Source organism: Tetragenococcus halophilus subsp. halophilus DSM 20339 (assembly GCF_003841405.1).
In the GTDB taxonomy this organism is placed as follows: Bacteria; Bacillota; Bacilli; order Lactobacillales; family Enterococcaceae; genus Tetragenococcus; species Tetragenococcus halophilus.
In genome coordinates this window covers 612,073-625,794 of record NZ_PXYA01000002.1, presented here as the reverse complement: position 1 = coordinate 625,794, position 13,722 = coordinate 612,073, and the positions used below count along the sequence as shown (strand labels likewise).

General features: G+C 36.6%; 14 protein-coding genes. All 14 read right to left on the bottom strand.

The window, feature by feature from the left end:
* Nucleotides 1–2: 2 nt before the first annotated feature.
* Complete coding sequence (guaB, locus tag C7K42_RS08645; RefSeq protein ID WP_103092153.1) at nt 3–1,487, bottom strand: IMP dehydrogenase; 1,485 nt, start codon at nt 1,485–1,487, stop codon at nt 3–5.
* 241 nt (nt 1,488–1,728) lie between these two features.
* Entirely contained in the window at nt 1,729–2,424 is a 696-nt protein-coding gene (locus C7K42_RS08640) for a DUF1129 domain-containing protein (protein ID WP_014125864.1), read from the bottom strand.
* Nucleotides 2,425–2,509: 85 nt separating this feature from the next.
* A complete protein-coding gene (gene ychF, locus C7K42_RS08635; protein ID WP_014125865.1) occupies nt 2,510–3,610 on the bottom strand; it encodes a redox-regulated ATPase YchF in 1,101 nt (366 codons plus the stop codon).
* Between the two features lie 6 nt (nt 3,611–3,616).
* Complete coding sequence (locus C7K42_RS08630) at nt 3,617–3,805, bottom strand: DUF951 domain-containing protein (RefSeq protein ID WP_014125866.1); 189 nt, start codon at nt 3,803–3,805, stop codon at nt 3,617–3,619.
* 14 nt (nt 3,806–3,819) lie between these two features.
* Nucleotides 3,820–4,704, bottom strand: a complete 885-nt coding sequence (locus tag C7K42_RS08625; RefSeq protein ID WP_014125867.1) for a ParB/RepB/Spo0J family partition protein — start codon at nt 4,702–4,704, stop codon at nt 3,820–3,822.
* Entirely contained in the window at nt 4,688–5,458 is a 771-nt protein-coding gene (locus C7K42_RS08620; protein WP_014125868.1) for a ParA family protein, read from the bottom strand. The genes C7K42_RS08625 and C7K42_RS08620 overlap by 17 nt, the downstream gene beginning before the upstream one ends.
* Nucleotides 5,459–5,524: 66 nt before the next feature.
* Entirely contained in the window at nt 5,525–6,241 is a 717-nt protein-coding gene (gene rsmG / locus C7K42_RS08615) for a 16S rRNA (guanine(527)-N(7))-methyltransferase RsmG (protein WP_014125869.1), read from the bottom strand.
* A 255-nt stretch (nt 6,242–6,496) separates the two neighbouring features.
* Complete coding sequence (locus tag C7K42_RS08610; protein ID WP_014123482.1) at nt 6,497–6,853, bottom strand: group II intron maturase-specific domain-containing protein; 357 nt, start codon at nt 6,851–6,853, stop codon at nt 6,497–6,499.
* Nucleotides 6,854–6,906: 53 nt separating this feature from the next.
* Nucleotides 6,907–7,767, bottom strand: coding sequence for a group II intron reverse transcriptase/maturase (gene ltrA / locus C7K42_RS08605; protein WP_014123943.1), 861 nt, complete (start codon nt 7,765–7,767; stop codon nt 6,907–6,909).
* 551 nt (nt 7,768–8,318) lie between these two features.
* Nucleotides 8,319–9,143: a glycosyltransferase family 8 protein gene (locus C7K42_RS08590; protein ID WP_014125870.1), complete on the bottom strand. Its 825-nt coding sequence runs from the start codon at nt 9,141–9,143 to the stop codon at nt 8,319–8,321.
* Nucleotides 9,144–9,316: 173 nt separating this feature from the next.
* Nucleotides 9,317–10,633 carry a C1 family peptidase gene (locus tag C7K42_RS08585; protein WP_014125871.1) on the bottom strand — a complete coding sequence of 439 codons (1,317 nt, stop codon included), beginning with the start codon at nt 10,631–10,633 and terminating at the stop codon, nt 9,317–9,319.
* 110 nt (nt 10,634–10,743) lie between these two features.
* Nucleotides 10,744–11,538, bottom strand: coding sequence for a DUF6681 family protein (locus C7K42_RS08580; RefSeq protein ID WP_014125872.1), 795 nt, complete (start codon nt 11,536–11,538; stop codon nt 10,744–10,746).
* Entirely contained in the window at nt 11,535–12,041 is a 507-nt protein-coding gene (locus C7K42_RS08575; protein ID WP_014125873.1) for a hypothetical protein, read from the bottom strand. The genes C7K42_RS08580 and C7K42_RS08575 overlap by 4 nt, the downstream gene beginning before the upstream one ends.
* 525 nt (nt 12,042–12,566) lie before the next feature.
* Entirely contained in the window at nt 12,567–13,646 is a 1,080-nt protein-coding gene (gene arsB, locus C7K42_RS08570) for an ACR3 family arsenite efflux transporter (RefSeq protein ID WP_103099850.1), read from the bottom strand.
* Nucleotides 13,647–13,722 lie beyond the last annotated feature (76 nt).

Sequence of the window (13,722 nt, the reverse complement as noted above, 5' to 3'; positions counted from 1 at the left end):
AATTATTGTTCTACTGAATAGTTGGGCGCTTCTTTTGTCACTTGAATGTCATGAGGATGGGATTCTCTTAAACCATTACCGCTCATTTGAATAAATTGAGCATCATCGCGTAAAGCTTTTAAATCCGCTGCCCCAACGTAGCCCATACCAGATTTTAATCCACCTAACATTTGAAAAATAATGTCAGATGCACTACCTTTATAAGCAACGCGCCCTTCAATACCTTCTGGAACTAATTTATTTGCTTCATTGACACCACCTTGGAAATAACGATCACTTGAGCCTTTTTCCATCGCACTTAATGAGCCCATACCTCGATAAGCTTTAAAACGTCGACCTTGATAGATTTCAAATTCACCTGGCGATTCTTCTGTTCCTGCAAGCATACTACCCAACATTACCGCATAACCACCAGCAGCTAAAGCTTTTACAATATCACCAGAAAATTTAATTCCTCCATCTGCGATAATTGTCTTACCGTACTTACGAGCAACAGAAGCTGCGTCATAAATCGCAGTCAATTGTGGTACGCCTACACCAGCAACAACCCGGGTTGTACAAATTGAACCAGGACCGATGCCTACTTTTACCACATCGACGCCAGCATCATACAAAGCTTTTGTTCCTTGTGCTGTTGCCACATTACCAGCAATTAAAGTTGTTTGAGGGAATTCTGCACGGATTTCCTTAATTTTACGCAGTACACCTGAGCTATGACCGTGCGCTGTATCGATGACGATAGCATCAGCACCTGCTTCTAATAGGGCTTGGGTTCGTTCAAAGGTGTCACTAGTGATCCCGACAGCTGCCACAGCCAACAATCTTCCATGTTCATCTTTAGCCGCATTAGGAAATTGGATCACTTTTTCAATATCTTTTATTGTAATTAACCCACTTAGGCTACCTTTATTATCAATAATAGGTAATTTTTCAATTTTATGAGCCTGTAAAATTTTCTCTGCATCTTTTAAAGAAGTGCCTTCAGGAGCTGTGATCAAATGATCCTTGGTCATAATTTCGCCAATAGAGATTGAATAATCAGTAACAAAGCGTAAATCACGGTTGGTCATAATCCCCACTAGTTTTCGGTTTTTCATCGTTTCTACCACTGGTATACCACTAATTCGATAACGACTCATCAATTCTTCTGCTTCAGAAACTGAATGCTCAGGTGTTAAAAAGAAAGGATCAATAATTACGCCACTTTCAGACCTTTTTACTTTTCTTACTTCATCGGCCTGTGCTTCAACCGACATATTTTTATGAACTACGCCAAGTCCGCCTTGTCTGGCCATAGCAATAGCCATATTACTTTCTGTTACAGTATCCATACTGGCACTTAAAATCGGGATATTAAGCTGAATATTTTTGGCTAATTTTACCTTCATGTCAACATCATTGGGTAACACATGACTTTCTTGCGGGACAAGTAATACATCATCAAATGTTATCCCCTTTTTTTCAAACTTAGTTTCCCAATTAGTCATTTGTTATAACACTCCTTTATTTAATAAAATCAATATATTTTAATGAAAATAGCAAAAAACACGCATGAAGTCAAGCTTCACAATAAGAAACATACTATGATATAAGAAAAAGACAAAAATACCCGAACTATATTTGATAAGACCCTAAATTGTCGCAAGCTTACGACAAGAACCTTAAAACACAAGGATCGTCTCATTATAGTTCGGATAATTTATTAAAAGGGTTTATAATGCAAGTTTTTTACTTATTTTTAGGCATTGATAAACTGCCAACGATATTGTACTTCTTCTTTAGATAATAGCGAAGTAACAATGAAGCACCACCAATGATAACTAAAAAGAACGGATCTAAAACCGGATTGATCACGTCTGGAAGTAAGGCTGATAAAAAGATCACAGCGGTCCATACGAAAAAAGAACCTATTAAAATCAATATCGATTTCCATAATTTAGGACGCTTGCTTTTATCCGCTCCTGGTCGTTCATATTGATACATATATTTATACATCAAGTAAAAGACCCAACCACCAACCATTGCCATTAATATTAATGTGACAATGCCGTAAACTTGGTTGTTTTGTGAAGACAGCACTCCTATGATTCCCATCATTAAACCAAATACCCCTAAGATAAGCAAGGTATTATCTACCCACATCAAAACAGGTCTGGAACTTTCAACTTTGGTAGGTTCAGCTAAAATAGCTTCCGTTCGTTCTGAGACTGTTCCGTAAAGTTGCCGCGCGGTTCGACCGTCTTTTTGCTCTTTTACCAACACTGGCAACATTTCATGTAAAACTTGTACTTTTTCTTCTTCTGGTAAATTCGCAGCATCAAGTGCTTTGTTTAAATCAAAAATATATTGTTGGTTTCTTTTTGTTAGTTGCTTCTCCCATTCACGGTTTTGGGCAACGTATTCTCGCAGTTTTTCTGCTTCCATGTTCGTCGTTTCTCCCTTCTTGCCTGGTAAACAAGCATTTGACAAGAATTATTTTAACATAGTTTATTTATAAATTGGCAGTTTATTATACATTAAAACGGAATAACATGACATCACCGTCTTGAACAACATAATCTTTGCCTTCAAGTCGAACACGACCAGCTTCTTTTGCTGCATGCATACTTTCATACTTATCAAGATCAGCAAAAGATACCGTCTCAGCACGAATAAAACCACGTTCAAAATCCGAATGAATAATACCTGCTGCTTGTGGCGCCTTAATTCCCTTATGGAAGGTCCAAGCACGAACTTCGGGTTCCCCAGCGGTAAAGTAGGTTGCTAGACCTAATAGATTAAATGATGCGCGGATTAATTGATCTAAACCACTTTCCTTAATACCTAAATCTTCTAAAAATTCTGCTTTATCTTCATCATCTAATTCAGCAATCTCTTCTTCAATTTGAGCACAAACAGTAATAACTTCAGCATTTTCAGTTGCAGCAAAATTTTGTACTTTTTGAACATATTGATTACTTGTTGGATCTTGAACATCATCTTCTGCCACATTAGCCACATATAAAACAGGTTTAGCCGTCAATAAGAATAGGCCCTTAACAATCGCTTGTTCATCTTCTGAAAATTCAATTGTACGAACAGATTTTCCTGCTTCTAAAACCGGCTTGATTTTGTCTAAAACTGCTAATTCTGCCATCGCTGCTTTATCTTTTGTCTTAGCTACTTTTTCAACACGGTTATATTGTTTATTAACAGATTCTAGATCAGCCAAAATTAGTTCTAAGTTAATTGTTTCAATATCAGCCAAAGGATCAATTTTTCCATCAACATGAGTAATATTGTCATCATCAAAACAACGTACTACATGACAGATAGCATCTACTTGACGTATATGACTTAAAAATTGATTTCCTAACCCTTCACCTTGACTTGCACCCTTAACAATACCTGCAATATCAGTAAATTCAAAACTTGCAGGAGTTGTCTTTTTGGGTTGAAATAAATCCGTCAAACGTTGCAAACGCCAATCAGGCACTTCGACAATTCCTACATTAGGATCAATCGTGGCAAATGGATAGTTCGCTGCTTCTGCACCAGCTTTTGTAATTGCGTTAAATAAAGTAGACTTCCCTACATTAGGTAAACCTACGATTCCAGCGGTCAATGCCATCTAATTTCACTCTTCCTTTTTCTTTTCTATAACTTTTTTCATTTTCTTTTCAAATTCACGGCGTGTCATCATAACAATATGTCCGCAATTTTCACATTTTATTTTAATATCAGCGCCCATACGGATAATTTGCCAACGATTTGTTTGACAAGCATGAGGCTTTTTCATTTCTACAGTATCCCCTAGATCATACATAAGCATTCTCCTTATTATTCTTCATCAAAGTGAATATTCAAAATGTCCAAGATACGTGTTAAATCATTTTGAGACAAATAATCAATCTCAATTTTCCCTTTGCCTTTTTTCTCTTTAATCTGTACACTCGTTCCGAACTTATCCATTAAACGGTCTTCACTTTCTCGTAGATAGTAAGGTTTTTCTTTAACCACACGAGGTACTTTCTTTTTATCTTTTGCTTCATTTGCATCGACTACTAACTGTTCTAGTTGTCGTACGGTCAAGTTTTCTTTTACACAACGGTTAGCAAGTTTTAGCATCTGCTCTTTGTTTTTTAACCCCAGTAAGGTCCGGGCTTGGCCCATCGATAAGCGATCTTCTTGTACCATTTCTTTTACTAGTTTTGGCAAAGTTAAAAGACGAAGGTAATTCGCTATGTAAGGACGACTTTTTCCCAAACGTTCAGCTACTTCAGCTTGTGTTAAATGCAGGTTGTTCATTAACATTTCATAGGCTTCAGCTTCTTCTAAGGGATTCAGATCTTCCCTTTGTAAATTTTCTAGAACAGCTACTTGCATCATTGCTTCTTCGTCAAAGTCACGAACGATCGCTGGGATCATTTCTTTTTTGGCCAATTTGGAAGCACGGAAGCGGCGCTCACCGGCGATAATTTCATAACCTTTTACCTTTGATTTACGTACAATGATTGGTTGAAAAACGCCTGATTTTTCAATCGAATTTGCTAGTTCTTGTAATGATTTTTCTTCAAATGTTTTTCGTGGTTGGTAAGGGTTCGGCCGTAATTCATTCAAGGATAACTCAACAATTTTTTCCGTTGCTTCGACCTCTTCAATATCCGAAAGATCTTGAAACAAGGCATTTATACCCTTACCTAAACTTTTATTTTGCTTTTTCACGAGCCAACACTTCCTTTGCTAGTGCTTGGTAGACCTCAGAACCTTTAGAACGTAAGTCATAATCAACAATTGATAAACCATGACTGGGTGCTTCAGATAAACGAACATTTCTTGGGATAATCGTTTGATAAACTTTTTCTTGGAAATAACGACGAACCTCTTCTACAACTTCTACCCCTAAATTGGTACGGGCATCATACATTGTCAATAAGACACCTTCAATCTCCAACTCAGGATTAAAATGCTTTTGTACTAAGCGAACAGTATTTAACAGTTGACTTAAGCCTTCCAAAGCATAATATTCACACTGAACAGGTATCAAAATGCCATCACTTGCTGTAAAGGCATTAATCGTTAAATGCCCTAGTGATGGTGGGCAATCAATTAAAATAAAATCATATTGTTCTTTGAGTTCATCTATCGCTGTTTTTAAACGTGACTCTCTAGCCATCATCGCTGTTAGCTCAATCTCTGCGCCAGCTAATTGAAGCGTTGCTGGTACGACATCCAAATTGGCACGGGAACTAGGTAAAATTGTATCTTCTAACTTAATTTCATTAATTAACACATCATACACATCTTGTGCCACATCGGGTTTTCGTATACCCACGCCGCTGGTGGCATTTCCTTGTGCATCAATATCTACTAGTAAAACTTTTTTACCTAGGTAAGCTAGACAAGCACCTAGGTTAACCGCTGTAGTCGATTTTCCTACGCCACCTTTTTGATTAGCTACGGAAATAATACGAACCATTAAACTTTCCTCCTCTGTTAGAAGCTGATAAAAGAAGGTTTTCCTCCCATCACTGCCTTTATAATTTTACCTTATAGGTTTTTTATTCGGTAAGCCAGGTTTTCTTGGATATTTTTTAGGGGTTTCTTTTGTCTTTTCAATGACCAAGATATTTCGCTCATCTTGTGTGTTAGGTAAATACGTTTTCTTATCTTCTATGAATTTACCCCCTAAAGTTGCTATTGCTTTTTTGGCCTCAGTCAATTCTTCTTGACTTTTGGCAGCCTTTAAAGCATAAAAATACCCATTCTTTTTTACAAGCGGCAAACAAAGTTCACATAAAACATCCAGACGTGCAACTGCTCTTGCAGTTACATAATCATAAGAAGATCGATTTTTCAAATCTTGGCCAAAATTTTCTGCTCGATCATGAAATAAATAAACTTCTGTTAGCCCTAGTTCTTTAACTAATGTATGCAAAAAATTGATCCGTTTATTTAAGGAGTCAACAATGGTTATTTTTAATTCAGGAAAAACAATTTTTAAGGGAATACTAGGAAAACCTGCGCCAGAACCGATATCACATATAGAGGCCTTTTTATCCAGATTGACTGAAAAAGCTAACGCCACTGAATCATAAAAATGCTTTAAATAGACCTCATTTTTATCCGTTATTGCAGTAAGATTTATTTTCTGATTCCATTCTATCAAAAGCTTATAATAATGTTCAAATTGCTGTATTTGTTTTTGTGACAACTCAATATGATGTTGATAAAGCTTTTGTTGAAATTCTTCAGCTAACATAGGATTTCCTTTCTCTTGTGAAACAGAAATGTTTCACGGACTATCCTCTACTGTAACGCAAAATAGCTAGCTATGCAATAGTTTGATAGTCTTTTACAAAAGCTTTTTACTTTTTTATAACAAAAAAACACTACCATCAACTGTCTAAAAGTTATTCCTTTTAATCGAGTAGGAGACTAACCATTAATTGATTAGTCGACCTCTCACACCACCGTACGTACGGTTCCGTATACGGCGGTTCAATAATTTAAGCTTTTATTTCTCAAGGATTTCAATGAAATCCTTGAGTTTCCATTGTTTGAACTTTTCTTTGCTGAAGATTCTATTTAGAAGTTTTGATTTTGAAATTCGCCAATACTGTTTCCGGCTATTCGCATACGTCATGGCCTCTTTATGAGAGGCCCCTCTTGCCTTCAGTTGGCGGTATTTCGTATCGACTTTCTTCCATCTTTTCCAAATCAAGGCTCGCAACCTATGTCGTAAGTATTCCATCTGTTTAGCTAGGAAAGTTTTTAGTTCTCCGTCTTTATAGTATTGAATCCAACCTTGGGTGTACTGATTGATGGTTTTGATCATCTCATCTAGCGTGCCCACCCTTTTTCGGTTCGTCAATCTTTTCAGCGTTCTTTTGAACTTTTGTTTGGCCGACGCTGTGGGTCGGCTCTTTACTTTCCCTTATCTTTTCTCATACGATAGCTCAGGTATTCTAATTGATGCGCCTTAATGATTTGGCTCTTTTCTTGATTCACCGTCAATCGTAATTTCTTTTCCAGGAATTGGGTAATACTTTCTTGGACTCTCTGAGCGGCCCGCTCGCTTTGGACAAAGATAATAAAATCGTCCGCGTATCGAATAAACCGATGGTTTCTTCTTTCGAGTTCCTTGTCCAATTGGTCCAGATAAACATTGGCTAAAAGAGGAGAAAGCGGGCTCCCTTGGGAGGCTCCTTTTGAAGTTGGACGAAGAATTTCGCCCTCCATTACTCCTGCGTTTAAGAAATTCCAAATAAGTTGGAGAACGGCCTTTTCTTCGATGTACCATTGCATACGATGCATAAGTTTCTGATGGTTAATCGTGTCGAAATAGCTCTTTAAATCACAGTCGACAACCACGTCATAGCCTTCTTCATAATATTGGCCTGCCTTCGCTATTGCTTGTTGACAGCTTTTTCCAGGTCTAAACCCATAGCTGTTTTCCGAAAAGGTCGGGTCGATCAAGGGCGTGATGACTTGTAAAATCATTTGTTGTACTACGCGGTCCCGTACGACGGGGATGCTCAATTTTCGTTTCTTGCCGTTTCCTTTAGGAATTTCCACACGTTTTGTTGGTTGTGGGCGATAGGTCCCTTCTCTCAGCTTTTGTACAAAGGGACGACGATACTTGTTCAAATGAGATTTGATTTCAGATACCGTCATATCATCGATTCCCGGTGCTCCTTTGTTCTTTTTGACTTTCTCGATCGCTCGATCTATATTCATTGAGCTGACGAGTTCGTTCATTAATGGAAAGCCACTTTGGTTCATCATCTTATTGTCGTGCTCCCTTACGCGCTCCTCATTTCTTCTTTTGCTTCCAGCTTATCCTTCCACGAGTGAGCTACCTACCGGTCTTTACCACGGTATTGGCTGCGGTCCTGGTGAGCACGTCCACCTCCTTGTTTACTTCAAAGTTATTATTGTTCAGTCCTTCATATCCATAGGATACTACTATGACCTTGGCTGACTTCTGCCTATTCGTTGTTACTACGATTTCTATCGCTAGGCAGACCTCCTCGGGTAAGGTGCGATAACTTTCCACTCACGTCACCGCCTCATTTACTGTATGGGATTCGGGCAGTATTGGACTTTGCTTTGTTTTGCAAGCTCGTCCGTCCCAATTCAGCCTTCTTATGAGATTCCTGTTCGTCAGTGCGAGTGTTTGCCTCCAGCTTCCTTCAGATTCCGCCTCACGACGGACACCCTTGCTTTTAGCTAACAGTTCCTACTGCCAAGCCTGTAGTGGACTTTCACCACCAAGTTATCGCCCATGCCGAGCGCACAAAATAAATACACTTGCATTAAAAACAAGTGTATTTATACTATTCATTCTTTGCTTTATACCAAAAATGTTTGTACAAAGCAGCATAACGGCCACGATATTTGTCTTCCCAAGGTTTTTCTCTTCCGCAAAAGTGTAAAAAAACACTGTTGCGGCTAACCCAGTCTAAATCCCATTCTCCCATACTAATTGCATCATAAGTAGCATTCTTTCTTACATCATAATTATAAATTTCATCTGGAATAGGCAAAATTTTATTTCCATATAAACCATTTAAAATATCTTGATCAGGTAATAAAAGATTGTATTGATTTTCTTTAATAAAATGAAAAATATCCTCTGCTTGAACCTCTTCTCGTGCTTTTTTCGCATTAATTAGTAAAACACCTGAGTTATAATACCCTTCAGCCTCGTAAGTCTTTAATCGTACTTGATTGATCATTTTCGTCATATTTGTCAGCTTTTTATGGCTTGCTGCTGCATACAAATACTCTTTAAGATCAAGCTGATACAAATCTGAGAAGTCATTAATACAAAGAATATCTGCATCTAAATAAAGAATTTTATCTACACTACAAGGAAGAAATTTATGTACCATTAATCGATAATAAATGGTTTCTGGATAACGTGAGGAAACCGGAGCATATTCAAATAAAGAATCATCGCCAATTACAAGCGGGACATAGTTCATACCCCACTGAGTACAAAAACTCTTTATCGCTTCATTTTGTTCTAGTAACTTTTTTTGTAAAACATAAACTGTAAATTGATGACTAGCATCTGTATTTTGATAAATAGAAAACAATGTAGTCTTCATTTGCTCAACAAATTGATCATCAATTGAAAAAAGTAAGTTTATCTTCATTACTTATCTCCTTGGCTCTAAAATCAAAATTTAGCTTCATTTTAATAAGCATTAGCAGCTAAATACGTTTCACGTGAAACAAAAATTTATTCAACACTTTTCATTACTTATTTTTATCTGCTTAAAATTAAAAACAATAAAAGATACTTGGGTTCATTCCCAAGCACCTTCTATTAGTTTAAAGAATCCCATGGTGTCAAGTCTTCTTTTTCCTTAGAGGCAACATGTTTGTCTTCTTCTTGTAAATATTGATTTTGAACAACTACCTCATATACATACTCATCAAACCATGCATCTGACATTATAAAATAGCCTTTATCGCCGGTTTTATCCCCCCAGCTATTTTCAACTTTCCATTTCGTAGGTTGACCATCCACAATATCTACACCAGTTAATGTCATCGCATGACTGACTTCAGCATCACGTGTTGCTAAGCGCTCTGCTTTATCTAATTGGAGATCTGCTGCAAAAAGTTCTCCTTTTTTAAAGTAATTTGGATCCAAGATACCTTCTTTTCGATCCATATCCCTTATTACATCACAACCAAACCAAACTGTTTGCCCATCTTTTAAAGAAGCAATAGCAGCTTTTTTCATAGCAGTTAGGCCAACGTTAGCTAACTCAATTTTTTTACCGTCAAATATATAATCCTGATTTGGCAGACCATAATTTTTACCGTATTCATGATCAGGCGCATCAATTAAATCCGTATATTGATCAAAGTCAACAGCTACATAATCAGTAAAAAAGGTTTTTGGGGTCAGATTACGCACATTATGATAATTATTATCTTTATCACGATATTCAAAATCAAAAGAAGCTGGAGGTTGCCCGAAAGCATAAACTAACATCCGATAAATTTCATTTAAACATTCTAATTTATAAGTACGCAAATCCGCTTCATGGCTAGGCGTGATCACCATTGTCTTCATATGAGCAATAGCTTTACGTAATTTCAAATTGATTACTCTAGAAATCTCTGCTGTTTTATCGCTATTATAGGTTTCTGGCATCGCACTCTGCGGAATTAATCCATATTTATTGATCAAAGCAGGACCGTTCGCCCATTGGCCGCCATCTTCATCGCCCCATTCAAGCATTGCTAAATACTCACGATCATCTTCTGCTTGGTCAATCAAACGAATAGCCCATTCTAGCATTTTATTGGCTTTTTCTAGGCGATCGTAAAAAGACAGATAGTTCTGTGAAAACTGAAAATCTTTTAACTGATATTTTTTAGCAAAATCATGGCGCAATGTATTTAAAGTAGCAAATAACCAACAACGTCCGCTTTGTTTTTGATGAGTCACTTCTCCAGTTTCTACTTCAATAGAAAAGACTCGGTTTAACGCTTTTTTTGCAGCAAAATTTTTACTAGCAGCATCCACACCGTTTTCTTGAACAGCACGAGCGATTACATTGCTAGCTGGTACTTCTTTTAAATCATTGGAAAAATTAGATAAATCTGTAAGAGTCAAATCTTTCGTCATCTTTTCACTCTTTTCTACTTATTATTTTTAATACTGAATAAAGTCTATCATTGTCCAATAAAAAACACAAAACCCACAAATGTCAGAGTTAGACATTCATGGGCATAGGTTTATTTAGCGTTTTTCTTTTTATGACGTTGGCTACGACTACCCACTTCACTCGTTGTTTCTGCTTCATTCTTTATTTTTTCAGCACTTACATCCTGAGTTGGATTATCTTTTACCAATAATTTCAGATGATAACGCTCATGATAGCGAACGCCCTCTTTAACAAAATCTCCGCCTACAATAAACAAACCCACCGGATCTAATGCTTCTTTTTGATGAATTGTCCCAATTTTTTCTAAATCCCGATAGCTTGTACCGATTTGTAGTTCATATTGATCTTCTTCTACCTTTTTCAAGTAATAGTAAGGGTGCAAGGTATTTTTCATAAGTAAAAAGCCATCGCTGTTTGTTAAATTATTTGTAGGTATCTTATCTTCACTGATCAAAGTTTGGATATTTTCTTCTAGTTGTAATTCAAAATGAACGACAAAGTCTATTGCCACTTCGCTTGTATTCGGCATCAAATTGTGTGAAATTTGATTATCACCTTCGATATTAAAGACATCTTCTGGTAAATACTTAGCAAATAATCGCGTAACATCACCCTTAACATTTTTGTCAAAAAAATAGTAGATGAAATTTAAAACCACAAAGTAAAGCAAAATAACAAAAACAAGAAGATATAAACTAAATTGAATATAATTTTGATTAACCCATAGCCCATACACGATACGTAAAATATAAAGTGTAGGAAATAGGCTTAATATCGTATACGCACGATTTAAATACTTCGGACTAATGTTCAAATACCACAAAAACTTATGAAATCCATTAATAATATCTAATAGAAGCGTCATTGTTCATCACCTTCTTCAGGTGTCTGTTGTTGATTTTGTTGGTTATCAGGCACGTCTTGTTGATTTTGTTGCTGACCACTCTGTTCCTCTTGTTCTTGTGGTTCATTTCCTTGTTCTGGCGTATCTTGCTGATTAGGAGATTCCTGTTGATCTCTTGCAGGTTGTTCCCCATTATCTGGCGTTTGTTCAACGGCTGAACTTGATTGCGTTCCTTCTTGTACACCTTCATCCGAATTTGCAGAACCCTCTTCAAGGTCGTTATCCGTTTCATGTGTTTGTTGTAAGCTACTATTTTCGCCTTCATTCAAAGGTGCTGTATCGGAGGTTTCCATTGTTCCATCTGTACTTACAGAACCTTCTGTAGTGGTTTCAGTAGTCGTTGTCTCTGTTTCTGCCACTGGTTGACGATAACTCCTTCCATTTACAACCCCTGTAGCCGTTGCAATGATAAGAGAAAAAGTCACCAGCGCAAATGGCTTTAGAATCGGTGGTAGCTTTTTCATGTAAATGTTCCTCCTTTATTTCTTTCATTATAGCACCCAAAGATTATTTTTTTCTTACGAATATTTGAAGAATTTGTTTATTTCATGAAAAATAACAAAATAATAAGGGTTTGCTAAATATTTTAATTGAATGCCATTTATTCAATTTTCCATATAAACAGCAATTTATCCACACTTATATCACCGAATGAAAACTATCAATGAACCAAAGATTTAGTCGATAAATTGATTGATTATGTCACGATACATGGAAAAACGGAGCTGGTCCCTATAATAACTAAAAAATAAGGAAACCGTCCACCACAAAGTAAGATGATTTCCTAAAGAATCAAAAACAGTTGAACAAAAATAACTGAAAATAGAAAGGATGTTTCCTGTCTTTACTGGTCTAATACCGGGTAATCGAGAAGCAATATCTGAGCAAGAGGAAAACAAATATTGGAAATTCTTAGAAAAAGAGGATTAGAACTGATTTTTAAAGCTTTATCTTCCTTTCGTTTCCATTTCATCTATAAAAATGTATTACTAATACGTATATCCATCGAACCAATGCTTTGTTTTATTAGCAAATTTAACAAGTAATAACATGGTAGGAACTTCTATTAAAACACCAACTACAGTTGCTAATGTCGCACCAGAATTTAACCCGAACAAAGAAACCGAGACAGCTACTGCAATTTCAAAAAAGTTGCTTGTTCCAACCATTGCCGCTGGTGCTGCTATAGAAAATGGTAACTTACATGCTTTCGCTCCTCCATATCCAAGGAAAAAAACAGCGATGTTTTGAATAATTAACGGAATGGCAATCAATAGAATATGAAAAGGATTGCTTATAATTTGATTTCCTTGAAAGGAAAAAATAATAACTAACGTTAATAACAAACCTACTCTTGTTGTTCCGTCAAACTTATTTTCAAACGTATTTTCAAAATAATCTTTCCCTTTATTTTTTACTACGTACTTTCTGACAATAATTCCCAACACAAGTGGGATTACAATAAATACAAAGATTGAAAGAAAAAGAGTTCCCATCGGTACAGAAACATTTCCTACGCCTAATAAAAGAGCAACGATAGGCGCATATAAAAAGAGAACGATAACATCATTAATAGAAACTTGTAATAACGTGTATGCTGGGTCCCCTTTGGTTAAACTGCTCCATACAAAGACCATTGCTGTGCAAGGGGCAGCGCCTAAAAGGACGGCTCCAGCTATGTATTCTCTACCTAACTCGGGGCTTAAGAATGGTCTAAATACAACTAAAAAGAAGAAAGCAGAGATTGCAAACATGGTAAAAGGCTTGACTAACCAATTAATTGTGGTTGTTAACATGAGTCCTTTAGGTTTTTTTCCCGCATGTAAAAGACTACTAAAATCTATTTTTAACATCATTGGAAAAATCATCAGCCAAATCAAAATTGCTGTGGGGATGGAGACATTATAGTATTCAAATTGATTCAAAAATTCAGGAATAGCTGGTATAAACTGACTTAATAAAACCCCTGCGATCATAGCAAGTGCCACCCAAAGGGACAAATAACGTTCCCATAGTCCCATACCGCCACTTCCTTGTAAAGTCGGTTCTTGTGCTACATCATTTTTCATGTTTTTTTCTCCTTTAAACAAACGATTCGGTTAAAAATCTAGGATTCTAAACTAAAATATTATGCAAAGCTGCACC